The organism is Streptomyces cinerochromogenes, from assembly GCF_014648635.1.
In the GTDB taxonomy this organism is placed as follows: Bacteria; Actinomycetota; Actinomycetes; order Streptomycetales; family Streptomycetaceae; genus Streptomyces; species Streptomyces cinerochromogenes.
The window spans coordinates 129,635-154,453 of the sequence record NZ_BMRM01000018.1; the positions used below are offsets into that span (position 1 = coordinate 129,635).

General features: G+C 69.7%; 15 protein-coding genes and 6 pseudogenes. 9 read left to right on the forward strand and 12 right to left on the reverse strand.

The genetic code is table 11. The features are described from left to right. The coding region (locus tag IEZ20_RS30325) for an alpha/beta hydrolase (RefSeq protein WP_373303997.1) at positions 1-1,012 on the reverse strand (1,012 nt) is incomplete at its 3' end. Positions 1,013-1,313: 301 nt separating this feature from the next. Next, positions 1,314-2,572: pseudogene (locus IEZ20_RS40790) on the reverse strand (MFS transporter). Between the two features lie 125 nt (positions 2,573-2,697). Here IEZ20_RS40790 and IEZ20_RS30335 point away from each other — a divergent pair. Both IEZ20_RS30335 and IEZ20_RS30340 read left to right on the forward strand, forming a co-directional pair. Next, a pseudogene (locus tag IEZ20_RS30335) lies at positions 2,698-2,905 on the forward strand (transcriptional regulator); the annotation flags it as partial. Positions 2,906-3,408: 503 nt separating this feature from the next. Continuing rightward, positions 3,409-6,174 (forward strand): AfsR/SARP family transcriptional regulator, encoded by a 2,766-nt coding sequence (locus IEZ20_RS30340; protein ID WP_189304562.1) that lies wholly within the window; start codon positions 3,409-3,411, stop codon positions 6,172-6,174. Between the two features lie 233 nt (positions 6,175-6,407). Here IEZ20_RS30340 and IEZ20_RS30345 read toward each other — a convergent pair whose 3' ends face one another. The 3 genes and pseudogenes from IEZ20_RS30345 to IEZ20_RS30355 all read right to left on the reverse strand — a co-directional run. After that, complete coding sequence (locus IEZ20_RS30345; RefSeq protein ID WP_189304565.1) at positions 6,408-6,986, reverse strand: TetR/AcrR family transcriptional regulator; 579 nt, start codon at positions 6,984-6,986, stop codon at positions 6,408-6,410. Positions 6,987-7,068: 82 nt separating this feature from the next. Next, on the reverse strand, positions 7,069-7,959 hold the full coding sequence (locus IEZ20_RS30350; RefSeq protein ID WP_189304567.1) for an SDR family NAD(P)-dependent oxidoreductase: 891 nt from the start codon (positions 7,957-7,959) through the stop codon (positions 7,069-7,071). Positions 7,960-8,304: 345 nt separating this feature from the next. Next, positions 8,305-8,505 (reverse strand): annotated as a pseudogene (locus tag IEZ20_RS30355) (IS701 family transposase); the annotation flags it as partial. A gap of 590 nt (positions 8,506-9,095) precedes the next feature. On the opposite strand from IEZ20_RS30355, the gene IEZ20_RS30360 reads away from it, so the two are divergent. Then, positions 9,096-9,611 (forward strand): transglycosylase SLT domain-containing protein, encoded by a 516-nt coding sequence (locus IEZ20_RS30360; RefSeq protein ID WP_189304570.1) that lies wholly within the window; start codon positions 9,096-9,098, stop codon positions 9,609-9,611. 513 nt (positions 9,612-10,124) lie between these two features. Here IEZ20_RS30360 and IEZ20_RS30365 read toward each other — a convergent pair. Together IEZ20_RS30365 and IEZ20_RS30370 are read right to left on the reverse strand one after the other, a co-directional pair. Then, positions 10,125-10,772, reverse strand: a complete 648-nt coding sequence (locus IEZ20_RS30365) for a DUF7691 family protein (RefSeq protein WP_189304571.1) — start codon at positions 10,770-10,772, stop codon at positions 10,125-10,127. A gap of 920 nt (positions 10,773-11,692) precedes the next feature. Continuing rightward, positions 11,693-12,286 (reverse strand): YdeI/OmpD-associated family protein, encoded by a 594-nt coding sequence (locus tag IEZ20_RS30370; protein ID WP_189304574.1) that lies wholly within the window; start codon positions 12,284-12,286, stop codon positions 11,693-11,695. Between the two features lie 432 nt (positions 12,287-12,718). Between IEZ20_RS30370 and IEZ20_RS30375 the strand changes: the two are divergent. The 3 genes and pseudogenes from IEZ20_RS30375 to IEZ20_RS39985 all read left to right on the forward strand — a co-directional run. After that, positions 12,719-13,306, forward strand: a pseudogene (locus tag IEZ20_RS30375) (hypothetical protein); the annotation flags it as partial. A 141-nt stretch (positions 13,307-13,447) separates the two neighbouring features. Next, complete coding sequence (locus IEZ20_RS30380; protein ID WP_189304577.1) at positions 13,448-14,374, forward strand: YhjD/YihY/BrkB family envelope integrity protein; 927 nt, start codon at positions 13,448-13,450, stop codon at positions 14,372-14,374. A gap of 2 nt (positions 14,375-14,376) precedes the next feature. Beyond that, a pseudogene (locus tag IEZ20_RS39985) lies at positions 14,377-14,524 on the forward strand (erythromycin esterase family protein); the annotation flags it as partial. Positions 14,525-14,555: 31 nt separating this feature from the next. Here IEZ20_RS39985 and IEZ20_RS30385 read toward each other — a convergent pair. Continuing rightward, entirely contained in the window at positions 14,556-15,314 is a 759-nt protein-coding gene (locus IEZ20_RS30385) for a DUF2182 domain-containing protein (protein WP_229896332.1), read from the reverse strand. Then, on the reverse strand, positions 15,311-15,925 hold the full coding sequence (locus IEZ20_RS30390; RefSeq protein ID WP_189304580.1) for a DUF1326 domain-containing protein: 615 nt from the start codon (positions 15,923-15,925) through the stop codon (positions 15,311-15,313). The genes IEZ20_RS30385 and IEZ20_RS30390 overlap by 4 nt, the downstream gene beginning before the upstream one ends. A gap of 637 nt (positions 15,926-16,562) precedes the next feature. On the opposite strand from IEZ20_RS30390, the gene IEZ20_RS30395 reads away from it, so the two are divergent. Continuing rightward, a complete protein-coding gene (locus tag IEZ20_RS30395) occupies positions 16,563-18,515 on the forward strand; it encodes a cytochrome P450 family protein (RefSeq protein ID WP_189304582.1) in 1,953 nt (650 codons plus the stop codon). A 521-nt stretch (positions 18,516-19,036) separates the two neighbouring features. Then, entirely contained in the window at positions 19,037-19,771 is a 735-nt protein-coding gene (locus IEZ20_RS30400; RefSeq protein WP_189304584.1) for a hypothetical protein, read from the forward strand. 245 nt (positions 19,772-20,016) lie between these two features. Here IEZ20_RS30400 and ypfJ read toward each other — a convergent pair whose 3' ends face one another. From ypfJ to IEZ20_RS30410, 3 genes and pseudogenes are all read right to left on the reverse strand, one after another. Then, positions 20,017-20,904, reverse strand: a complete 888-nt coding sequence (gene ypfJ, locus IEZ20_RS30405; protein WP_189304585.1) for a KPN_02809 family neutral zinc metallopeptidase — start codon at positions 20,902-20,904, stop codon at positions 20,017-20,019. Between the two features lie 465 nt (positions 20,905-21,369). Continuing rightward, a pseudogene (locus IEZ20_RS39990) lies at positions 21,370-21,570 on the reverse strand (hypothetical protein); the annotation flags it as partial. A 120-nt stretch (positions 21,571-21,690) separates the two neighbouring features. Then, entirely contained in the window at positions 21,691-22,683 is a 993-nt protein-coding gene (locus IEZ20_RS30410) for a LacI family DNA-binding transcriptional regulator (RefSeq protein ID WP_189304586.1), read from the reverse strand. A 322-nt stretch (positions 22,684-23,005) separates the two neighbouring features. Between IEZ20_RS30410 and IEZ20_RS30415 the strand changes: the two genes are divergently transcribed. Next, positions 23,006-24,736 carry a discoidin domain-containing protein gene (locus IEZ20_RS30415; protein WP_189304588.1) on the forward strand — a complete coding sequence of 577 codons (1,731 nt, stop codon included), beginning with the start codon at positions 23,006-23,008 and terminating at the stop codon, positions 24,734-24,736. Positions 24,737-24,819 lie beyond the last annotated feature (83 nt).

A 24,819-nucleotide genomic window follows, 5' to 3' on the forward strand; every position in this document is an offset into this window, starting at 1 on the left:
GGGGGGGGGGGGGGGGGGGCTTCAGCGCGTCGTGCTCCTGGGCGTGGCCTGCTCTGCGCGCCTTCAGGGCTGGGGTGTTGCAGCTTGGGAAAGGGCTCGCTGCAGCAGTCCTGGAGTGTGTCCTGCTCCTGCCGGGGGCCATAACGGCATCGGATGCACAGGCGGCAGCGCAGGTGCGGGCTGCTGCCGCTGGGCGGCTTGCCTGCCGCCTCGGCTGCACTTGCGAGGGCTCCCCGCCAGGCCGGTGGGGGTACCGGCCTGGCGGGGACATCCTCGGAGTAGTAGCGCGAGTGTGCGCGTTGCTGCCGGTCACCAGGAGGGCCTTGCGGGGCGCCAGCATGTCGATGTTCGTCATCTGCTGGAAGGCGAAGAACGACATCGGCGTGGTCGCGGTCCACACGGTGGTGGAGTTGATCGAGTGGGGTGGTAGCCGCGCTCGGTGCGGTAGTAATCGAAGAAGATATTCGTGATCGGGTCGGCGTCCGCCGGGAGGGTCTTGGGCAGGACGCGGTCGGAGGGGGGCGACGTTGCCGTCCGAGCCGAAGGGAACCTCGTGGGAGCCCCAGGCATAGGTGCCTTTCTCGGCGTCGGTCCAGCGCTGCCGGCTGAGGTAGTCGATGACCTTCTGGCGCTGCTCACGGGTGTAGGAGTCCTGGTAGCCGCGGGACATGCTGCGCGACATGTCGAACATCGCGGAGGTGACGACCGCCTTGATACGGCTGTCCGCGGCCGCCGCGGTGAGCGCCATGCCGCTCAGGCCGCACATGCCCTGGACGCCGATCCGCTCGCGATCGACCATCTTCTGCAGGCCGAGGAAGTCGATGGCGGCGCTGAAGTCCTCGGTATACATGTCGGGCGAGCCCACGTCGCGCACCGTGCCGCCGCTCTCCCCGGTGAAGGAGGGGGCGAAGGCGAGGGCGACGTAGCCGCGGCGGGTGAACCCGTTGGCGTCCAGGCCCGAGGACTGTTCCTTGACCGCGCTGCACGGGCCGCTGACCGCCAGCGCAGGCAGCCTGCCCGTCGCGTTCTTCGGTACGTAGAGGTCACCGGACGACCGTGAGGCCGTAGCGGTTCTTGAACCGCGCCGAGGTCCGCCTGACGTTCTTGTCCAGCGGGAAGGTGCAGCCGTCTGAGGTGGTCATTGCTCTCTCCTGGTGCCCAGCAGTGTTTCCTGTCCTGTCCTGTCCTGTCCGGGCCGGTGCTGGGGTCGATTCGTTTCTGGGTTCGGGGTCTCCGGGGCCGGTGGCACCCGCATGTCCGGGAAGCCGCCGTGGTCGCACCCGGAGAAGGGCGGACAGGTCGGGGAGGGGAGGTCAATGGGCCCCGGTGCCGACCGCAGCAGGGCGGTGGTGGCGCAGGGCGAGGGCGATGGTGGGGACCAGGGTCAGGGCGGCGATGGCGGTGCCGACCATGGTGGGGCGGGTGGCGCCGGTGCTCTCCAGGGTGAGGCCGGCGATCCAGGAGCCGATGGCGGTGCCGAGGTTGAACGCCGAGACGGTCAGGGCCGAGGCCAGGGCGGATGCCTGGCCGGCGTAGCGGACGGCCAGGGCCATCAGGACCGGGTGGGCGCCGAGGCCGAAGAAGCCCAGCAGGGCGACGAGGACGATGGTCGCGGGGGCGGAGTCGGCCGACAGCACGATTCCCAGCAGCAGGAGCGCGGCGCCGGCGGCGGCGGTGACGGTGACGGTCACTGTGTGCGGACGGCGGTCGCCGAGCCGCCCTCCCGCGATCGATCCGACCAGCGCGCCGAGGCCGAAGCCGACGAGGACCAGCGGCATGAGCCCGGCGGCGAGCCCGGCCCGGTCGGTCAGCAGCGGTGCGATGTGGGAGTACGCGGCCAGCACACCGCCGGTCGTGGTGGCGCAGGCGGTCAGCACGAGCCACAGGCGGCCGGAGCGCAGCGCGGTCAGCTCGGAGCGGATCGATCCCGGCGGCTGGGCCGGGCCGCCCTGGGGGACGGTGCGGGCGATCAGCGGGACGGCCGCGGCCGCGAGGGCGGCGGGGCCCAGAACGGTCCGCGCCAGCCCATGAGCTGTCCGGCGAACGCGCCCAGCGGCACGCCGACGACGTTGGCGAGTATGGCTCCTGCCCCGACCAGGCCCAGGGCGCGGGCACTGGCGGCCGGGCCGGCGGCGCGGGTGGCGGCCACGTTGGCCACGGCCCGGAACGTTCCGGTGGCGATCGCGGTCAGGAACCGTGCCGCCAGCAGCAGCGTGAAGCTGGAGCCGACGGCGACGATCACATGCCCGAGGGCGAACACGGCCAGGGCGAGCATCAGGGGCAGTCGGGTGGGGAGCCGCAGCGTGAGCATCGCCATCAGCGGTGCCCCGACGATCACCCCGACGGCGAAGACCGTCATCAAAAGTCCGGTCTGGGCGACGCTGACCTGCAGATCTCCCGCGATCTCGGGCAGCAGGCCGGCCACGACGAACTCCGTGGTGCCCATCAGGAACGTGCCCAGTGCGAGCACGTAGACGACCAGCGGAAGGCGGGCGGACGGAGGCTGACCGACTTCGGCCCGTACCGCCTCGGCCGGAGCGTGGAGGGTTGCGCTCGCGTACTCAAGGTTCATCTCCGTGGGGGTTGTGGTCGGGGTACGTCACCCAGAGAACAAGCTGCTCCACACTGGAGGAAGGCCGCGTTTACAGGGGGGACAAACTCAACCTCCCTCTTCGCGAGCCGGTGGCAACCGAAAGGCTGGAACCGCTCCCCGACGACCGCCCTGACCACCGCACCGAGATCCGCGACTTCCGCGCCAGCCGCCGCGCGAAGATCACCCCTCAGCAGGCGGGGCTGCCCACCAGCGGCCGACGCCGGGTGCCCGGGCTGCGGCGGGAGGAGGTTGCCGTGGTGGCCGGGGTGAGCACCGAGTGGTACACCCGCCTGGAGAAAGGCCAAAAGATCACCGCCCTCTCAGAAAGACCGCCGCACTCCTACAGAGGGCAATCCGCGCAGCAGCACGAGCAGCAAGCTGCTGCCGGGAACCTGAGCGGCCCCGTCAATTCGGGTACACGGCCTCCTCGTCGTCCGCGCCTGATCGACATGGCGCTGGAGTCCATCCCGCGGACAGTTCAACCGCGCATCAGGCATCCGTGCGGTGTCACGCCGCCACGGCGCGGATGGCCCTGCGACGGGCGCGTGCCGTGGCCATGAAGACGGTCCGGCGATGTCACGGACAACTGTGGGCAGCCGCCCCGGTGCAAACCTGGTGCCAATCTTGTATCTGCTACTGAGGCGGGGTATCCAAGACGCGGGGAGCCTTGGATACGAGAGGAACTATGGCGACGGTGCTTGGTCTGCCGGCGGCCGTGAGGCACATGTGGGCCCCATCGTTCGCCTGCAACGTGCCTGGCGATGGGTAAGCGGCGCTGGAGTGAACGATGTCCGGGAGCGTCTGGGGAGGGGACGATGACGGCTGAGTTCCGCTTACTGGGGGACATTGAGGCCCGTGTCGATGGCCAACTGGTTGATCTGGGACATCGTCGACAGCGGTCGGTGCTGGTCGTTCTGCTGGTGGAGGCCAATCGGATCGTGCCTGTCGACCAACTGGTCGAGCGGGTGTGGGCGGGGCGGCCCCCGCAACGCGCACGGGACACGCTCTACGGTTACTTGCACAGGTTGCGCAAAGCTTTGGCTGTCATGCCGGGGGTGGACATCCTTCGGCAAACCGGTGGCTACCTGATCTCGGTTGATGAATCCCTGGTCGATGTGCACCGGTTCGGTGAGCTGATTCGGCAAGCGCGCGCGGCGGAGGACGACTCAGATGCGATGGCGTTGTTCGACGAAGCGTTGGCATTGTGGCGGGGCGATCCGTTCCCCGGTGTGGACACGCCCTGGCTGAACGACGTCCGGGATGTCCTGCGGAAGGAACGGTTCGCGGCCGAACTTGACTTCACCGATCTCCGGCTGGCGCATGGCCAGCACACGGAGTTGGTGCCCACGTTGGTCAGCCGGGCCGGCGAATACCAGTGGGACGAGCGACTGGCGGCGCAGCTGATGCTCGCCCTGTACCGCTCGGGCCGGCAGGCTGACGCCCTTGCCCGCTACGAACAGACTCGAACGCGGTTGGCCGAGGAACTCGGTCTCGACCCCAGTCCCGCCCTGCGGCAGCTGCACCAGCGGATCCTGACCGCCGACCCGAACCTGGCCGCCTCCGGGGCGCCCGCGACCGCCGCTCCCGAAGAGCCCACACCGGACACTCAACTGGATCGGGCGGCCCGCGAACTGGCCACCGCCATAACCCGGCAGTGGACCGCGGAAGCCGAGATCCGCTCATTGCACCGGCCGGCGCCGGTACGCTTACGGTGGTCGACCACCGGTCGGCCAGTGACAGGCGTGAGTGAGGTGCTCAGTGGTGACATCTCTGACGTGGCCTTGAAGTTCCGGTCGCTTCCGGTACGTCAACTGGTGGTGCTCGGCGAGCCGGGGGCAGGCAAGACCGTGCTGGCGATCTTGCTGACCCTGGGGCTGCTGGCCGACCGCACGCCGGGCGATCCGACGCCGGTACTGCTGTCGCTGACGTCCTGGAATCCCCACCAAGACCACTTGCACACCTGGTTGGCGCGCAGGCTGTTGGAGGAGTACCCCGGTCTGGGCAACACCAAGGCGTACGGACGCGATGCCGCGACCCACCTGGTGACCGATGAGCGGGTGATACCGGTGCTCGACGGGCTCGACGAGACGCCACCGGGCCTGCACACCGCCGCGATCGACGCCATGGACCAGGCGATAGCGGGCGGCCGGCCACTCGTGGTGACCTGCCGCACCAACGAGTACGAGAACGCAGTCCGGCACGGCGCCATCCTTGCCAGCGCCGCGGTGGTGGAGATCGAACCCGTTGAACTCGACGACGCCATCACCTTCCTCACCGCACGCCACCACCGCGGCGACACCCGCTGGCAACCCGTCGTCGAACACCTGCGCCACCACCGCGACGGCCCGCTTGCACAGGCGCTGTCCACCCCGCTGATGGTCGACCTCGCCCGGACGGCGTACCGCGATCCCACAAGCGACCCGGCAGAACTCCTTGATCCGCAACAGTTCCCCGACCGAACCACGATCGAGGACCAACTGCTCGACACATGGGTGCCCGCCGTTTATGCCCGACGTCCTCAACCGCCGGGACCGCAGACCGCGGCGGTCCGGAACTACGGTCCGGACGAGGCCCAACAATGGCTGACATTCCTCGCTCGCCACCTACAGCACCTGCAAACCCGCGACTTCGCCTGGGAGCACCTGGTTCGCGCGCTACCCCGGCCGGTACGAGGACTTGTCTTCAGCCTGCCCGCGGCAGGTCTGTTCGCGATCGCCGGCCTGCTGGCCAGAGGCCCCGTCCTGGCCTGGGTCTACGGGCTTTCGACCGCCGTGGGCGGCTGTGCCGCCCACGGCTGGGGAACACGGTCAGGACCATTGCGGGTCAAGGTTCGCTTCCGGCGCACGGCGTTGCCGTTCCTCGGCCGGTTCGTGATCGGGGTGGTCATCAGTGTCGTGATCGGGGCGGTCTGGTCACTCCCGACCTGGACGGTGGTCGTGCTCGCGTTCGCCTTCGGGTTCAGCATGGGACTGCACGTCTGGCTGGAGGCACCGCGGGAGATAAGCCGTGCCTCCAGCCCGGCGACGACCTACGCTCAGGACCGTCTCGCGACACTCGCGTTCGCGTTGTCGGTGGCCGTGTCGATCGGGCTGTTCTACGGGTTCGCGATCTCCGTCAGCCAGCCGCACTCCAACCTCGGCGCGGCCGCGGACCCCTTTCACTTCGTCCGGGCACTGCCGGCCGGACTCGTGTCGGCATTGTTCGGATGGTTCGCATTCCGGTACATCGGCAGCGTGAGCTACGGGCTCGCTGGCTTCGCCATCGGCGGCCAAGCAATGGCCCAACACATTCCGCTGAGCCTCGGCCTCGCGGCAGGAGCGGTATTCGGGCTCGCCATCGGACTCACCACGACACTGTCTCGATCGTGGGGTGTCTACCTGTTCAGCAGGGCTTGGCTCGCGCTTCTCGGGCGGACGCCCCTGCGGCTGAACCGATTCCTCGAAGACGCCCACCGCCGTGGCGTGCTGCGTCAAGCCGGCTCGATCTACCAGTTCCGCCACGCTCGACTCCATGACCGTCTCTCACAGACCCGACTACGATCTCTCGGCCCTGCGACCTCCTCATGCGGCGACCATCGGTGACTATCCGCATCCTGCAACCGTGACTTCAGTCCTCCCGCACTGTCCGCCCCTAGAGCGTGTCCCTTTGATGGGTTGATCAGCCGATCGAATGTGTTCGTCCGATCAGTGATCACCGATGTGATGTAGGGGGGATCGCGATGGTGGACGTACATCGACACGCCCCCGGTCGTGGTCGATCTTGAGTCGCTGGGCGGGTGCGCCTGGAGGCTGCCGGTACACCGGGGGCGGGTCGCTTACGCGCTCGGTGGTGTCGCGCGCAAGCCCTCGAGGAGGGCGGCGAGGTAGCGGTGTGCGGTGTCGACCCGGTCGGCGGGGGTGCCGCCGTGGACGCTCACGGCGTGGGCGATGCCGCACATGAGCGGGACGAGGTCGGTGGCGGTGAGGTCGGGGCGGACCACGTTGGCATCGCGGGCCCGGGCAAGGAGGGTGGCGCCGGCTGACGCGAGTGACTTCTTGAGTTCCGTGGTGCGCGGTATGGCGTCCGTGGCCGCGGCGGCGACGGGGGGCAGGGCGGCGTCGGTGACCTGCGCCTCGACGGTGTGGAAGAGGAAGTCCGTCAGGCTGCGCCAGGGGTCGGCATCGGTCAGCGCCTGCCGGCCGTGGGCGGCGAGAGCCTCCAGGCACGGCGCGGCGACGGTCTCCAGCAGCGCCTCGGGCGTGGCGAAGTGCCGGTAGACGGTGCCGACCCCGAGCCCTGCCCGGCGTGCGACGTCGTTGAGCTGCAGCGGTGTGCCCTCGTCGACCAGGTCGCGGGCGACGGAGACGATCCGCTTCCAGTTGCGGGCCGCGTCCTTGCGTAGAGGTGTCGTCATGCGGCCATGCTAATCGGATGGTTCATCCGGATAGTGCCGCCGCTCGTCCGGTACCCGCAGCGCCGCGCTGCCCGTACGACGCTCAGGCGGGGGCGAGCGGCGCGTGCCGTTCGCTGAGTCGGCGTACGGCTCCGGCGACGCGGGGGTTGGTCGCCGCGCGGTGCGGGGCGACCGGGTGTGCCTGGGCGCCGATGACGATGCCGGTCCGGCCCGTCAGTGTGTCGTCGGTGGCGGCCATGATGGAGGGCCTGGCTGCCCCGGATGCCGGACCGGAGGTCGAGCGTTCGAATGTACGGCGCACCAGGGGCCACAGCAGCCGCAGAGCGGGTGAGACGATCTTCGGGTCGGTCATGGTGCCGCTGGTCATGTCGGTCGCGGCCCCTCCGGGATCGGCGGCGAAGACCGAGACGCCCGTGCCGTCCAGCCGGGCTGCCAGGTCCAAGGTGTAGGCCAGGTTGGCGAGCTTGGCGCGACCGTACCAGTGGAAGCCGTAGTAGCCGCCCGGCGGCTCGACGGCGTCGAACACTCGCTTGGCCACGGCGACCGCGCCCGACGTCACGTTCACGATCCTGCTCGGCGCACCGGCCGTGAGTGTGGGCAGCAGCAGTTCGGTCAGCAGGTAGGGCGAGAGGTGGTTGACGACGAACGACGCCTCGACACCGTCCCGGCTCTGGCGCTCGGCGAACATCGCCCCGACGTTGTTGACCAGCACCGTCAGCGGCTCCCCCGAGGTGGCGTGGTCGGCCGCGATCCTGCGGGCGAGCGCACGCACCTGTTCGAGCGAGGCGAGGTCCGCGGACAAGAAGCGGGCCGGGTGCGCCGGGCTCGTCGCGTTGATCCGCTCGACGGCCTTGGCTCCCCGTTCGGCATTACGCCCGATCACCGTGACCGCGAACCCGGCGACCGCCAGCCCCAGCGCCGTCTCCAGACCGATGCCCCCTGTTCCGGCCGTGACCACTGCTGTCTTCTTCATGTACTCCTCCACCCCGGCAGTCAAACGGATAGTTCATCCGATTAGTCCCGGACGGTAGCACACATTCGGATGAACTATCCGGTTGAGGTGGCGCAGCGGGGTCCGCCCGCCGGTAGGAGCCTGGGGAATTGCGTGACCGTCGACACCGGATGAAGGGCGGCGGCGAGGTGGGGAGCGGCCTGGTAGGCGATGGCGAGTTGGTCGGTGTGCGGTCAGACCGCAGCACTGCTTGAGGTGGTTGAGGCGAAGGCAGGCGTGTCACCGGCCTGGCCCGCAGTGACGTCCAGCACCAGGGCCGCGCATGATCGTCTGCGGCCAGTTGACGATCTTTCCCGAGCTGCCGGTGTACTCCAGGCCCGCCGGGTCGCGGTGGCCAGCCCATTCGGCCAGCTGCCAGCCGTTCTTACGTCCCACCTGCGCCGGCAGGCCACGGATGTAGTCCCGCATCCGCCGCCGCAGATCCGCCCAGGCGAACCGGCCCACCACCCGAGCGAACACCGACTCCAACTCGTCTTGCCAATGGCCGACTTCAGCGATCGCCTCCATGGCCGGACGACGACAACCACCAGCTCGGGACGAGGAAGTGTTCCGGCTTGCGCTCGTAGCGGCGGTGGAGGCGTCGGTAGTCGGACAGCCGATCCGCGCGGCCGTGCAGGGCCGTCGATGCGGGTTTCTGGTTCGGTGGCCACTGGGTCGTGGTCCCGGTGCTGGTGGGGTGCGGGATGTCGCGGGTGGTGGTGATGCGGCTGGAGCAGGCCGGCTGGCTCGGGGGGTGGGTGGAGGTCCGGGTTGGGGCTGATTTGTCCGGATGGTGGGTGACCGGGCCCATAGGGGCCATGTCACATCCTAAGAGGGGTCGTAGTGGCACGCTCCGGTAAGCAGCAGCAAAAGGCCTAGGAATGTCTCTTTTGTCTCGTTTCTACGATGTCGGATAGTACGTCACATTCTTGCTTTGGTGTCGGTGGGCCCCTAAACATGTTTCTCGTTGCCGCAAGCCGCAGGGCCGACCGGGTGTTGATCACCGGACGTTCCCGCTGTGCCGTGCAGCACAGGGCCTCACGCTGACGCCCTGCAGGCCGCGACCGGGACTCCCGGCCGGCGCCTTCAAAGACGTCCTACAGGAGAGTCCCTTTCTCATGACCGCGATCACCGCCACCCGCCGCCTTGCCCGCCTCCGCTCCCTCGCTCTGACCGGCATCGCTACGACCGGCGCCGCGGCCGCTGCCCTCACCCTGATGCCGGCCTCCGCGCATGCCGCCGAGGCGTCGCAGGGCGCCCACGCCGTTGTGGCCCCCACGCGGGACAGTCGCACCGACTCCGCCGCGGGCGGCGCGAACAATGTCGATGGCTGGATCAAGAAGTCCCTGGCCATTATGAAGGAGAAGGGCATCCCCGGCAGCTATGAGGGTCTGCGCCGCAACATCATGCGCGAGTCCGGCGGCAACCCCAACGCCCAGAACAACTGGGACGTCAACGCGCAGAAGGGCACCCCGTCCAAGGGCCTGCTGCAGGTGATCGAACCCACGTTCAACGCCTACCACGTCGCCGGAACCGCCAACAGTCTCACCGACCCGGTCGCGAACATCACCGCGGCCGCCAACTACGCCGCGCACCGCTACGGCTCCATCGACAACGTCAACTCCGCCTACTGAGCCACACCCTGGCCGTTCACGCCGGGCCGTGCGGTGATGATCCGTGCGGTGACGATCCGCACCCTGCACCATGCCCCTGGACGTCGCAGCGAGGCCTGGCGGATGACTCGCTGCCCCTTGCGGGCCAGGTGGCGCCGGACGCCGCGGAAGCGAGCCCCACTCGGTGAGCCGTCGGAAGGCGTGCGGCGGCCCCTCGACAGCCCGAAGTCTGGTGGCGGTTGGCTGCAGGTGCGCCCGTGCCGGCCACGAAGATGATCGCGGCCGGCACGTCGCGACCCCCTCGCCGATGGTGCCTTGTGCCCTGCGGGCGAACCGGCGCCGACGGGACACCTACCCCTTGTCGCGCCTGGTGCGACCACTTGACGGTGAGGACAGACGGCCGCGGTCCTGCTCATCGCTGGGCAGCGAGAGGGTGTGTGGAGCACGCGATGCCGCCTGTGGAATCCGCAGAGAGGCGTGAGGCGTGAGGCGAGGGGGCGGGGGAGGGGCGTGGCGACCGGGGGCAGGAGCCGGTCAGCCCTGGATCGAGAAGAACAGGGTGTCCATGGTGTGTCCGTAGCGCAGAGCGGTCTGCCATTCGTCGTGCTCGACCCGCATCCTGTCCATGAGGCTACGCACCTCATGGGTGAAGGCGATGTCGACGCGGTCCAGGACGGCGGCGTAGGCGTCGGCGAGCGGCTTGGCCTTCGCCAGCGGCAGACGGCCGATGGCCGGGTAGCCGTCCGTGGGCGCCGGGATGGGGAAGGGGATCTCCTCGGGCGGCCCGGCGAACAGGAAGTCCAGCGGCAGCAGGTCGTCGGGGACGCCGAGGCGCCGCAGTTCCTCGCCCATGCGCCCGAAGAACGTGGAGGGCTTGGAGTACACGCCGAAATCCATGGGGTCGGACCCGCTCCAGTCGATGATGTGCTGAAGCGCCTTGTAGTACGCGTGGCCGACGTGTTGGCCGTCCGCGGTGGCGTGGCCCGCGAGGAGGTGGTCGAGCGCTTCGGGGATGGTGAGGCCCAGATCGATGCCCTGGCGTTCGAGGCTGAGCTGGTCGGTGTGGGCGTCCTTGCGTATGTGGTCGCGGAGCACGCGCTGCTGGGTCGCGTCGAGTTCACCCTGCAGGTAGGACACGACGTGGCTCTGGTTGGCGGTGGTCATCGTGATGATGTGACTCATGGGCCTCATGGTGGCAGTAAGTGTTCCGCGAACGCGCCGGGGCCCTGCGCGACCCGCGGTGAGTGAGAATGTGGCGCGGCGGCCACACCCACGCGTTCTACGCTGCCTGACGTCCGGGAGAAGGCGGGGGCGCCGGCCGCAGGCGTACCCGGCGCCACCGTCGTCGGTCAGCCGATCAGCTTGTGCAGCACCGCAACGCTGCCTTAAGCGGCCATCAGGCCCGCCGCGACGGCCGGGGGCACGGACGTGTCGTGGAGGAACACGACCCCGCCCGTGACGAGGCTGACGATGACGGCGGCCAGGAACGCCACGGCGGCCTGTACCGGCGGCAGCCGAGCCTTCCGACGTCGAATGCCGGTAAGTATCGCGGTTCCTTCGTTCTGACCGGCATGCGTGGCGTTGAACCGGGCCGAACAGTCGGCTGGTTGAGACCGCCGGTGTGCTGTGTGCCGACGAGGTGCCGGGCGTTGCACGCGGGCCCGGACTCGACTCGGCGGCCCCGTGGACCCCGGAGCCCCTGCTCCGGTTCGATCTCGCGGGTGTTGAACACCGTCAACTGACGAGCATCCCCTCAGGCAATGACCACACGTCGTGCACCGTGCGCCTCCCGGACCTGGCCCTGGAGCAGTACCCCGCGCTGAGCGCCCGCCTGCCCGCCGCATGCTCGCCTACCGGGTGTCCGCGTACGACAGCCTGCCCCGGCAGGCGCGCCTGCCGGTGGCCGAGGCGCCTTCACGTCCCACACCACGGCCAGGACGCCGAGGACGCGCGCACGACACTGCAGGCGCTGACCGCTCAAGGCGGCCTTGGGCGTTCCGACGCGCGGTGAGGGCATGCGGTGGCTGCTGCCCGGGCCGCAGGGCCGCCGGAACCCCAGGGCACCACACGGCCACGGCCGGCCGGTCACCCCTTTCCCGTGCCTACGGGTGCAGCTTTTCGCCCTTCGCCAGCATCGCTACGTACTTCTCGATCCGGCGCGCCCGGGTCTCGGCCTTCTTCGCGTCCTGGATCCGGTACAGGATCGCGTAGCGGTTCCGCCGGTCCAGTGTCGCGAAGAACTCCGCCGCGGCCGGGTCGGCGGACAGGGCCGCCGTGAGGTCGTCCGGCACCGTGGCCCTCTTCGCACCGTCGTAGGCCGCCTCCCAGCGGCCGTCCGCCTTGGCGCGGTCGACCTCGGCCTGTCCCGGCGGACGCATCCGGCCCTGCTCGATCAGGGCGGTCGCCTTGTCCCGGTTGACCTTGGACCACCTGCTGCGCGGCGTGCGCGGGGTGAACCGCTGGAGCCACCACTGGTCGTCGAACGCGCCCTTCTGGCCGTCGATCCAGCCGTAGCAGAGTGCCACGTCGAGTGCCTGCGTGTAGTCCAGCGCGACGATTCCTGGGCCCTTCTTGCGAAGCTTGAGCCAGATGCCCGGCGAGAGGGCATGGTTCTCACCGAGCCATGCCTCGAACGCCTCGGCGGATTCGAATGCGACGATCTCAAAGTCCTGAGTCACCCCAGCAGCGAACCACACCCCCACCGACCTGATCGATGACCGTCTTGCCGGCGGAGGTGACACGCCAGACCCAAGCGCCGTCCCCGCGCTTGTACTACTTCCTGGAGTGCGCCTCGATGTAGTTGGTGACGCAGGCGGTGCGGGCCACGTCGACTTTGTAGCCGTTCCAGTGGCTGTACGTGCCTCCCGCGTGGTCGGCTTCCGTGCCGCCGGTGATGACGACAACGGCAGCCGCTTCGTTCCTTCAGGGTGATGACACCGTCGACGGTGAGCCCGGATGTCCCGCAGACTGGCTTCTTGTGGTTGCGGTCACTGCAGTTGCCGGAGGAGGACCGGGTGATGCCCGCTGCCTTCAGCCGGGCCATGGCCTGGGCGTCGGTGAGCTTACCCCCGCCAGTGGCGCCGCCGCCCGCGACCACGGCGGCCCAACACCGTAAAGTACCTCCGCGGCAGCCGGTGGCGGGCCTCGACACCGCTCCGGGACGTAACTCGGGGTCCTGGTCCGCCACCGTCGCACCGACGCGGTCGGCTTGGTGCGGGGCGCGATTGCTCCCGGCGGCCGGGTGGAGGAACTCACCATGGTCGAGGCCGTCGCCGACGACACCCAGCGCCTCCTGGCGCTGAACGAGATCTGCCCTGGGCCCGCCCGGCCACCAGACGGCCACGCTACCGCCTGGCCGCCGGCGGGGGCCGGGACGCGGGCGAGGCGCAGACCCCCTCCGGGGTGCTGGTCGGTACCCGCACCGGCGCCGCCGGGTGGCTGCGCGCTTCCCTGTGGCTGGAGCGCGGCGGCGCCACCGTGCTGCCCGCGCCACGCGATCCACGGCTGCTGTGGTTCGTGCGCGAGGTGTCCCCCCCACGACCGGGACGTCGAAGGTCGCGGGGGAGCAGGAACGAGGGCAGGCACTGCGGCTGACCGTGCAGTCGGACCGGATGGTGGTCTTCGGGAACGGCATGGAGGCCGACGCCCTGGAGCTGACCTGGGGGCGGAGTGTCCAGGTGGAGATCGCGGCGGTGTCGCTGCGCCGGGTGACGTGAACCCCCTCCGGCGGGTGCGGGTGCGGGTGCGGGTGCGGCGGGCGCTGAACTCGGCCACGCCGGCCGGCGGGAGAGCAGTGCAAACCTGACGTGCTGGAGCGCGCTGTTTCCCCCACCCTGGTGACAGGAGGGAGCAACGCCATGCCGAGTACGCCGCGGAGCGCCGGAGCGCCGCCGCAGGGCCGCCTCCGTCCGCGGCGCCGGCGGGCCGGGGCGTCCCGGCGGCGGGGGTGGACCCACCGGATCGCCGTCCGCGCCCGGACCGCGCACACCCGGGTGGAGGACCGGTTCCCGGTCCTGCCCCGCCTCGCCGAGCGCATGGTGTCGGTGAACATCCTCGACTCCGCCACCCGGCTGGCGGCGCAGTCCTTCCTGACCGCGGTCCCGCTGCTCTTCGTGGTCGCCGCGTACGCCCCACCCCTGGTACGGCACCAGATGGTCACGTCCCTGCGGACCGTGTTCGGGCTCACGGGCGCGGTGAACAGCGAACTCGAACACGTCCTGCAGCCCACGACCGGTGATCTGCGGCAGGCCACGGGCGTGGTGAGCGGGCTGATGGTGCTGCTGTCGGCCACCGCGATGAGCAGGGCGGTGCAGCGGCTGTGCAAACGGGCCTGGAAGATCCCCCGGGCGGGCACCAGGATCGCCCCGTGGCGGTGGCTGGCCTGGATCGTGCTGTGGCTGGCGGCCCTAGTGGTGCAGGGTCCCCTGCACCAGGGGTTCGGTGCCGGGCCCTGGCTGGGCATCCCGATGACCCTGGCGGGCTTGACGGGCCTGTGGTGGTGGACCCAGCACTTGCTGCTCGGCGGCTTGATCGGCTGGAGACCCCTGCTGCCCGGGGCGGTGATCACGGCGGCCGCTCTGACCGCGCTGACCGTGACCGCCCGGCTGTACATGCCGCGGGCGCTCGAACGCACCCTCGCCGAGTACGGCCCCCTGGGCTCGGTCTTCGTGATGCTGTCGTGGCTGATCGTGGTCTGCGTCGCCGTCGCGCTCAGCATCAGTGCGGGCGCGGTCCTGGCCGAAGAACCGGCGCGGGCCCGCCGCCTGCGGGCGGGATGCAACTGAAGGGGTGGGGCGCCGGTGGCCCAGGTGAGAGCCCGGCCCGGTGAGGAGTACGGCTTCGTGGTCACGGCTCGCGGCACGATCCGGCACCAGGGAGTGGATACGCCACCGCCGGGCACGGTCGAAGGGCTGCTGTACGCGCTCCCCGAGGACAGCCATGTCACCGCGAGGAAGGGGCACATGATCACATCCCGGCCGTACCATCGCCGGTGAGGCCCGGGGCCAGGCCCGGGACCCAGAAGACGGCGACGGCCAGGGCGATCGAGGCGATGCCCACGCCCCGGGCCAGCACCTGCCCGGCCGGAGCCAGCTTCTCGATGGTGATCACGGCGGTCAGGACCACCATGGCCCACAGGTTCATGACGCCGAACACCGCGAGCAGCGCCATCAACGACCAGCAGCAGCCCAAGCAGAACACCCCGTGGTGGGCACCGGCACGCAGATCGCGCGAGGGTCCCGGATACGAGGCGTAGCGCAGCATCATCCCCAGTGGGGACCGGCATTTCGCCAGGCAGCGGTCCTTGAGAGGGGTGAGCTGGTAGACGCCGCTGACCGCGAACACGGCCGCGGCCACCCAGGTCCCCGCCTGTGGGGGAAGGCTCGCCGCCCGGCCCAGGCCTTCGGACAGCGCGTACGCAGGCAGCCCCGCCGCGGCCCAGACGAGCACATAGGTCGCCGTGAAGACGGCCATGCGTGAGGCGCGGTGCGCGGTGACGGTGCGTGCGTACAGGGCGGCGACGGGCGCCGTGGCGGGCAGCATCATCGCGGCGATCATCAGGGTCCACATGCCCAGGAAGAGGGGCGGACTCAAGCCCATGGTGCCGGGCATGGCCTCCCTGCCGCCCCAGCGCGTCACCAGCCAGACCCAGGCGGCGGCCGCCGCGACCAGCAGCAGCCCGGCGGGAGCCGTCCGGTGGCGGGCAATGGCCGGGCCACCGCTCACGCGGACCATGCGAAGGGCGCCGAGTGGCCGTTGCCGCCGGTGAAGTCCCAGGACCGGCCGTACACACCGTTGCCCGTCGCCCGGGTGGACCGGGCGATCGTCAGAGTGCTGTTCGCCGGGTGGAACATGCCGGTCAGACCCATCACAGGACCGTCGTCGCCGTACTGCGGGGCGATCTGGTCCTCGATCTCGATGTCGATGGCGTCACCGATCCGTACGGCGTGGTGACGGCCGTCGTCGCGGTAGTCGATGGGGGTCCGCTCCACGCCGAGGACCTCGCCGATGAGCGGTGCGAGCGCCGCCATCGGCCCGCCGGCCTGGCCGGAGAAGACCCTGCCCAGCGCTTCCGCCTGGCCGTCGTCGGCCGAAGCGTCGACGTACAACGCCACCTGCCAGCCGCCGTCGGCCATCACCTGGGGCGCGTCGGCGAAGACAGCCACGCTGCGGCCGGACACGTTCACGCCGTCGACGTTTCCGTCGTCCACGTGGAAGACCAGGGTCACCTGGCAGCGCTCGTGGTCGGCCGGTGCGGTCATGCCGGAGGTGGTGCAGGGGCACACGGCGTCGCAGTTGCAGCTTTCCAGGTACGTGCCGTTCAGATTCCAGGGCATGGTTCCTCTCCCTGTTTCGCGTCCCCCCGGGGCGAAGGGACAGCATCGGGAGGGTCCGTCCCGCGCCGGTGCCGCTCTCCTCCAGGCTATTCCCGACGCCCCCCGGCGCGCAGTCCGCAGGGCGGTGGCCCCGCTCTCACCAGGACCGGGGCAGATACCGCCGGATCATCTCTGCACGGGGAACATTTTTGCGAGAAGGCGGGATACAGCAGGACTGATCGACCAGCGGACCATGTCGGACAGGTCGTCCGCTCCTCACCTCCCTGGGCGTCACCCGCAGTGACCTGGGCTTTTCAGGGGTGCTCGGCATGCAGCCGGGTGAGCAAGGCGCGATCCGCCTTGCACTCCTTGCACTCCTGCACGTCGGCAGGGCGGATTCGATATCGCGTGCTGGTGGCTTTCGTCAAGTGCCGAGTTCTCGGGGAGTGACTGTGTTGCGCCGACGGGGCCTACTTGATGCGCGGGGCTCGTCGGACATGCGCTCCGTAGGTCAGGCGGAAACCCGCATTGAGGGATCTTTCGTGCTTGCCGCCATCGCCGGATGCCCCGGGATGACGGCCATCCGCGCACCGATCCGCCGACCGTCGAGCCCGAAATCCGAACCACGTCGGAATACCCCTTTCGGAAGGACAAAACCATGCCCTGTGAGGTTCACACCCACCACGAAGGGCGCATCCGCCGTTTCCCGCACGGAGCGGTGCGCCGAGCGGTACTGGAGTACGCGATCAACCTCTGTGCCTGGCAGCGCACCGCCCTGACCACGCGTCACCGCACCGACGAGAGCTACGTACAACGCCGCCCGTTCGCCCTGCGCGGGCCGGACGGCGTAGCGGGCCTGCGTACACGAGTCGAGGAACTCGTGGCGGGGCTGCTGGAGGACTACCCCACTGAGGCAGGTGAATTCGCCGATCGGATGGCAGCGATCCTGCCCATTGTCGCGGACCGGCAGCAAGGGATCGACACGCTGAAGGAGCAGTTCCGCCGGCTGTACGTCATCGAGTACGGGACGAGCGGGACCGAGCCGCCGGACGACGGAGATTTCCGCATCGTCACAACCGAGGACGCGGCGAAAGTCCATGTCCGCTCGCGGGGGCACGACCAGGTGTCCGCGCACCGGCGTGAGCAAACGGACCTGGACAGTGATGACTATCTGACCGCTGTGGCCAGGTGTCTCGTCTCGGCCCGCGAACGCGGCAGGGCACTCGGCGAGGACGAGGTCCTCGCCGTACACCTCGCCTACACACTGGCCTCGGACGGGGAGCGAGTGCCGCTGCCCGTCCGCCCCTGGAGCAGCCCCGGCTTCCGAGACACCCAGAGCTACATGTCGATCACCGACCCCGGCGAAGGGCACCTCCTCGGTACGACACGGCGCAGCGAGAACCTCCGAGGGGTGATCGTGCACATCGAGCACCTCGAGCGGGGCAACACTCAGGACCGTGAGGCCGTGGAGCCCTACCGGATCCCGGCACCGCGGTCGATCTCCCGCGTTCGCCTGCACACCGGCACGCAGGCACCGGTCTCCTCCTACGTGGGCCGCCCCATGTTCGAGGGCGATGTCGCCGACTCCCTGCTGAAGACCGTGCACACCGTGTCCGCCGCATGCTCCGCGCTGTTCATGGACGGCCTGACCGAGTGCAAGCTGGCCATGGAGCGGATGACAGCCACCGAGGCGATCGACTTCATGCGTGCCATCACCGGGAACGTGCGGCGCAACCGCCACACCCAGACCCTGTCCGCCGCCTTCAACCTCAACACACCCATCGTTGACGACCGGCCCGCGACGAAGCGGTCCCATGGGGGACGTCCCCGTACCATCAGCGACCGCTTCCAGGTGGGGCTGCTCGGCATCGAGCTGGTCGCCGAGGCCGGGTTCGACAAGGTGACCTGGGACGGTACGGCCGACACCTACCCCAGCCGCTGTGTCATCGAGCAGCTCACCTTCGAGCAGGCGGTCACCCTGGTGCACCGCGCGCACGAGGCCGGTCTCCTCACCTATTTCTCCGCCGGCTTCCGTTTCCACCACCTCGCCGACGCCACGTACACCGGCACCGACGGGGTGGGGGTCGGCGGCGCCCAGATTCTGCGGTACATGGACCAGCAGACGGGGCACCACGGACCGTTCAAGGAGGAGAACATCGCAACGATCCTTCAGATCCGCGACGCGGCCGCCGCGTCCGTCCTCGGGCAGGGCGCGGCACTGCTGGCCCGGCTGGACCAGATGTTTTTCGAGAAGAGCATCACAGCAGGGCAGAACCAGGTGCGAGAGTCCCTGTACCCGGCTCTGGCAGAGCGCGACGAGGCGCGCGTGGCCGCCCTCCTGCCGACGATGCGCCATGCGAGGGTCATCCCCGACTCGGCCGTCGAACCTCCCGTACTCGGCTCCGCACGCAGACTCATCGCCGCAGGTCACGCGAGCCTGGCGGCCACCGCGTACACCCCGCTGGAATACTCGCGGCTGCTGGTGCGGCTGGAGTGCGCCGTGCGCCAGCACGACGCGGAGCACGCCGCCGAACTGCTCTCTGCGGCCAGAGCCCAAGTCGACGAGTCCGACGCGGACTTCTCGTCCGAGCAGCTCCCTTCCGTCGCCTGAACCACCCTGAAGGACAACGCTTGGAGGCGGGTGTTGGTGTGTGGGGTGGTGGTTGGCCGGGGTGTTGTGGGTGCCCGCAGCGCCCACCTGGACCGCCTCGCCGGTGAGCGGCCCCGTGTCGCCTGCCGCCGGACCGGAGGCGGCCCGTCCCAATACGTATGGCGAACATACGTAAACGACATCCTCTGCCGGACCTCCTGCAGCCCCCCAGCCCGGAACCACTCGTCGTTCCGCTGTCGCTCCCCTCGACTCGACCTGCCCGCCCGTCTCCTGGTACGTCCGCCCCGAGACGTAGAACAAGAACTGAAACGCAGGCTCCATGACGGCCCGCCAACGATAAGATCCTGCTGGTGTCTTTGCCTAGCACATGACGTTTCGGCCATCGGAGGGCAGAGGGCCGAAGTGAACATCAGGGACCTGCGCCTGACTGGCCGTCGGGTCCAGGAGAAGGCAAGGGGTTTGCTACCCCGCCCAAGATCAAGAGAGGCGTCATGGAATCGGACGGTCTGTTATCGACTGTCGTGGAAATCGTCACCAAGGCATCCGACAGTGCTGCTACCGGAATGGCGAGCGGCGCGGCGGCAATAGTGGTCGATCTTGTTCGTCGAAGACTCATTCGTTCTCCAGAAGGCCGCACGGCCCTGGCGCAGGTCGACGAAAGCCCGCAAGAACCCGCAAGCGTCGATTCATTGCGGTCGGTCCTGGCACGAGAGCTTGAAGGCGATGACGCCTTCCGGGCCCAACTGACCGCAGCCGTCGCCGGGCCCCCGCCGGCACATCAGCCGAGCTCGATCGCGCACAGCGTGGTTCTGGGAAGCGGAAACAAGTTGGGCAGGAGTCAGATCTCCCTGGGCCCGCTGACGATCAACAACACACGCGCGGCCCGCACCTCTCTTCTGGTGTCCGCAGTCGTACTGGCAGCACTGTTGTCCTTCGTCGGCTACATGCTGGCCGACACTTTCTCCTCCGGTGAGTCGGCCGACGTGAGCAACCAGGAAATTTGCAATCAGGCCACGCCATTGCGGGCACAAGTGGCGGATACGGACACAGCGACTTATGCCGCTCACATCGGTGAGTGGCGCAATGTTGTCGATCTGACCATGCGGGCGAGCGATGCACGACTTGCCAGATATGGCAGATTTGCCGACCAGCACTATCGAAACCTCGGAAACTACTACATTCCGCTCAGTAATATCATCGATTACTCCTGTGGAGGCGATGCCAGCGGAATAACTGACATTCCGGCGGCGCGGTGACCCGGACCTCGATCAGCGCGTTCGGAGCAGGAGCGGGGTCGACCGAAGCGGTCTGACCGGTGGCCCCGCCCAGCCTCCGCGCGGCCGCAGCGGTACAGGCCCGCACTGTGTACGCGATACGTACGCTTGGGGTACGCCAAAGGGGCAACTGACGTACGTATACCCACGTACGTATGTCGCACGACGAGCCCCGCGTCCACACGCCCAGTCTTCACGGTTCCCGGCAGCCGGCCGACGTGCGGTGGTCAGCTGAACGTGTTGCAGCTGGCGACGCGGCCGGAGCGGTAGCCGGTGGAGAACCATTGCTGGCGCTGGCTCGCGGAGCCGTGGGTCCAGGTGTCGGGTGTGACCTTGCCCTGGTAGCGCTGCTGGATACGGTCGTCTCCGACAGCGGCGGCCGCGTCCAGCCCGCGGTTGATGTCGTCCTTCGCCAAGTCGGTGATCAGTGGCTTACCGCTCTTGGGGTCGGGCGTGGTGGTGGCATGGTGGGCCCACACTCCGGCGTAGCAGTCCGCCTGCAACTCGAGTTTCACCGAGCCGCTGTTCCGGCCCTTTCCGCTGCCACGGGAGATCGATCCGCTGAGGTCCTGGAAGTGGTGGCCGTATTCGTGCGCGATGACGTAGGCCTCGGCGAACGGGCCACCCTTGGCGCCGAACTTGCTGCTCAGGTCGTCGAAGAAGCCGAGGTCCAGATAGACCCTGTCATCGGCTGAGCAGTAGAAGGGGCCGACATCGGAAGTCGCGTTCCCGCAGCCGGTGTTCACACTGCCGGTGAACAGGAACGTGGGGGCCTGCTGGTAGGGCTTGCCGGTGGCTGTCTCCGTCTGCTTCCAGAATGCCTGCACGCTGTCGACAATGGCGACGATCCGGCACTCCTCCTTGCGGTTGGCGTCGGCACCGGTCCGGCACTCCGCCGCGAGGTCCGCGGCTGGCTTGGCGGACGAGGACGTGTCGCTGCTGCCCGAGCCGAACATGCCGGGGTCGACACCCAGGAGCACGGACGCGACCAGCACCACGAGCCCGACCAGTCCTCCGCCGATGGTCTTCCCGCCGCCCGGGATCCCGCCCAGCGCACCTCCCCGCCCGTCCGTGACCTCGGACGTGTCCAGAGCGGCATCGTCGTCGAATTGCATTGACCCTCCTTCAAGCAGCGCGCCGGGCCACCCCGCGTCGTCCCGCTCGCCTACCCCGTATGAGGACATCCCCATCCCGTCCTTTTCCTGCTCCGCCTCCTGAGGAGCCGGCGGGCGACGCCGCGACGCCGCTCCGTGGGGGAACGGGGACCACCGCGCACGGTAACGGCCCCTCCATCTCGGCCGCCGTCTCCGGCAGCACCCAGAGAGTGCGGGCGTGCCCGTCGGCCGGCGGGCATCTCTCCGGACCGGTGGCGTGGAGGCAGGGGGCTGATCAGCGGGTGGTGGCAGTGGGACCCGGGCAGCCACGGCTCCCCGGTGAGCAGGCTGTGCACGAGGTCGAGGCGGGTGATCGGCGTGGTGGGAGGCGGTCATGACCAAGAGCTCGGCGAAGCGCTCGTCGCGGACGAGCGCAGTCGAGGGCGATGGCGGGCTGTGGCCGTCGGTCTCGACCGTGGACCCGGGCCAGGCCAGGGATTCGAGCCGGTAGACCCGTGTGCGCAGGAAGGCCGCGATGGTGGCGGCGTCGCGCGGGCTGGAGAAGTGCAGCAGTGCGGACTCGGCCGCGGCATCGGCGCCGTCCTGCTCCTGATCCTCGCCGTCGGCCCCGACGATGCGCCCGTCTTCGTCGCGCCGGATGCGGACCTTGCGCTGGCCGCTGGTGAAACCGACCGCCACGCGCTGAGTCGCGGCGGGTGCGCGTTCCGGCCCGGCGCCGTGCTCGTCGCAGCACGGCGCCGGACCACGCACGGCAGAGCAGCGGGGTCCCGAACGTCCGTCGTCCGTTCAGCTCGACTCGCGGACCACGAGATCGTTCGGCATGATCACCGGCTTCCTCGGGCCGCCCTTGATGAGCGCCAGCAGCAGACGCACCGTCGCGGTGGCCTGGTCGGCCATGGAACTGCGCACCGAGGTGAGCGCGGGCATGGTGTAGGCGGCGGCCTCGATGTCGTCGAACCCGACGACGGCCACGTCGTCGGGGACCCGGCGGCCCGCCTGGTGCAGGGCACGCAACGCCCCGATGGCCATGAGGTCGTTGGCCGCGAACACCGCGTCGAGGTCCGGGTCGTCTTCGAGCAGCTGCCGCATGGCCTCCGCGCCCGACGCCCGGGTGAAGTCGCCCAGCGCGACGATCGAGCGGCGCCCGGTGTCCCGCAGGGTCGCCCGGTACCCCTCCAGCCGTTCACGGGACTCGTACAGGTCCAGCGGCCCGGTGATGGTGGCGATGCGGCGTCTGCCCCGGTCGAGCAGGTGCCGTACGGCCAGCTCCGCGCCGCCCGCGTTGTCCAGCGCCACGTACGGGACATCCGTCGCGGCGGTGCGGTTGAAGGATGCGACGGGCAGGCCCATGCGGGCGAGCGCGGCCGGCAGGGGATCGGCGCCGTGCAGTGCCACGAGCATCACGCCGTCCACGTGGCCCCCCGCCACGTAGCGCTCCACTCGGGCCCGGCTCTCGTCGGACTCGGCGAGCATCAGCACCACGCGTCTGCCGACGGCCTCCAACTCCCGGCTGACGGTGCGCACCACGGTCGAGAACAGCGGGTCGTCGGACACCACGCCCTTGGGCGGGTCGGAGACGACCACGGCCACGGCGTCCGTGCGGCGGGTGACGAGGTTGCGGGCGGCGGCGTTCGGCACGTACCCGAGTTCCCGCACCGCCTGCATGACGACGTCCCGGATCTCCGGCGCGACGGTGGTCTCCCCGTTGATGACCCGGGAGACGCTCGACTTGGACACGCCGGCCCGGGCGGCGACCACCGCGAGCGTGGGTCGTTTCATCGCCTTCCGATCACCGGTGCCCGGTCCTCGAGTCCAGGGAGCGTTTTCCCTTCAGGATGGCCTCGGCCCGATCGGCCTGTCAACGGCCCCTTTTGCGCACCCTGGTGGGGGAAGCCGCCGTCAACTGATGCCTTCCGGCCGCCTGCCGACGGGTGGCGTGCGTACCGCCGAAGTGGATCTCAGAAACCGTTCCCCGGACCGGGCCGTGTGCGTCAGGGGCGTTACAGGCCTGTTGCCCAAAGCCTTGACAGTCCATGGGGACCGGCCCATTCTCACCCTTCAGGGAGCGCTCCCTCACCCTTCCCCCACTGAGGAGTCGCCCGTGCATCCCCTGCTCCGCCGCATCGGCTTACCCGCCGTCCTCGCGGCCGTCCTGCTCACCCTCGTCACCCTGCCCGCGCCCCGGGCCCACGCCGCCGAGACCCTGCTGTCGCAGGGCCGGCCCGTCGTCGCGTCGAGCACCGAGGACCCGTTCGGCGCGCCGGGAGCCGTCGACGGCAACCCGGCGACGCGCTGGTCCAGCGCCTTCTCCGACCCGCAGTGGATCAGGGTCGACCTCGGGGCCCCGGCCCGCATCAGCCGCGTGACCCTCCAGTGGGAGGCCGCCTACGGCAAGGCCTTCCGCATCCAGGTGTCGGACGACGCCGAGACCTGGTCCACCGTCCACGAGACGACGGACGGCACCGGCGGCACCCAGAACCTGACCCTCTCGGCCACCGGCCGCTACGTCCGCATGTACGGCACCCAGCGCGGCACCGGATACGGCTTCTCCCTCTGGGAGTTCCAGGTCTTCGGTACCAACGGCACCGGCGGCGACCCGGGCGGCGGTGGAGGGGACACGCTGCTGTCGTACGGGAAGACGGGTGCGGCCTCGTCCTCCCAGAGCGACCAGAACTGCTGGGAGTGCACGCCCGCCCGGGCCTTCGACCGCGACCCTGCCTCGCGGTGGGCGACCAGCTCCACCACCGGCTGGACCGACCCCGGCTGGATCTCCGTCGACCTCGGCGCGACCGCGCAGATCAGCAAGGTCGTCCTGCAGTGGGACCCGGCCTACGCCAAGTCCTTCCAGATCCAGGTCTCCTCCAACGGCACCGACTGGACGCCCGTCTACTCGACCACGTCCGGCACCGGCTTCAAACAGACTCTGGCGGTCTCCGGCACGGGACGCTACGTACGGATGTACGGCACCGAACGCGCCACCCCCTACGGCTACTCCCTGTGGGAGTTCCAGGTGTACGGCACCGGAGGCGCCCCCGTCCCGGCGCCGCCGCTGCCGCCGGACCCGGCGCAGCCGCCGCGGCTGGTGTGGAGCGACGACTTCGACGGAGCCGCCGGCAGCAAGCCGGACCCGGCGAAGTGGCGGGCCGACCCCGGCACCGGGCAGAACGGCGAACTGCAGTACTACACCGACCACGACAACGCCGCGCTCGACGGCGGCGGCCACCTCGTCATGGAGGCCCGCAAGGAGGCCAGCCCCGGCCGGGCCTGCCCGCCGGACCCGCTGACCGGCAGCACCACGTGCCAGTACACCTCGGCCCGCATGAACACCGGTGCCACCTTCCAGTTCACTTACGGGCGTGTCGAGGCGCGCATCAAGGTACCCAAGGGCAACGGGCTGTGGCCCGCGTTCTGGATGATGGGCGCCGACTTCCTCACCGGCCGTCCATGGCCGTACAACGGCGAGGTCGACATCATGGAGGTCCTCGGCAAGGACGTGAAGACGGCCTACTCGACCGTGCACGCCCCCGCCTACAACGGCGGCGGCGGGATCGGCTCGCCGTACCGGCTGCCGTCGGGCGCCGACCTCTCGGACGACTTCCACACCTGGGCCGCCGACTGGAACAGCAAGGGCATCGTCTTCAGCCTCGACGGCCGCACCGTGTTGACCCTGGACAAGGACCAGGTGGAACGCACCCGGGGCCCCTGGATCTTCGACCACCCGCACTACATGATCCTCAACCTCGCGGTCGGCGGCGACTGGCCCGGCCCGACCGACGCGTCGACGCCGTTCCCGTCCCGGATGCTCGTCGACTACGTACGCGTGTACCAGTAGCGCAGCCGGCACCGGCCCCCTTGCCAGGTCCGGCCCCGGACACCCCGTTCGCGGGCCGGACCGCAGCCGCACCACGCCCCACC

Coding starts and splice junctions, on each gene's coding strand:
- IEZ20_RS30340 (WP_189304562.1), top strand. CDS start 3,409: ATGACGGCTGAGTTCCGCTTACTGGGGGACATTGAGGCCCGTGTCGAT.
- IEZ20_RS30345 (WP_189304565.1), bottom strand. CDS start 6,986: ATGACGACACCTCTACGCAAGGACGCGGCCCGCAACTGGAAGCGGATC.
- IEZ20_RS30350 (WP_189304567.1), bottom strand. CDS start 7,959: ATGAAGAAGACAGCAGTGGTCACGGCCGGAACAGGGGGCATCGGTCTG.
- IEZ20_RS30360 (WP_189304570.1), top strand. CDS start 9,096: ATGACCGCGATCACCGCCACCCGCCGCCTTGCCCGCCTCCGCTCCCTC.
- IEZ20_RS30365 (WP_189304571.1), bottom strand. CDS start 10,772: ATGAGTCACATCATCACGATGACCACCGCCAACCAGAGCCACGTCGTG.
- IEZ20_RS30380 (WP_189304577.1), top strand. CDS start 13,448: ATGCCGAGTACGCCGCGGAGCGCCGGAGCGCCGCCGCAGGGCCGCCTC.
- IEZ20_RS30390 (WP_189304580.1), bottom strand. CDS start 15,925: ATGCCCTGGAATCTGAACGGCACGTACCTGGAAAGCTGCAACTGCGAC.
- IEZ20_RS30395 (WP_189304582.1), top strand. CDS start 16,563: ATGCCCTGTGAGGTTCACACCCACCACGAAGGGCGCATCCGCCGTTTC.
- ypfJ (WP_189304585.1), bottom strand. CDS start 20,904: ATGCAATTCGACGACGATGCCGCTCTGGACACGTCCGAGGTCACGGAC.
- IEZ20_RS30410 (WP_189304586.1), bottom strand. CDS start 22,683: ATGAAACGACCCACGCTCGCGGTGGTCGCCGCCCGGGCCGGCGTGTCC.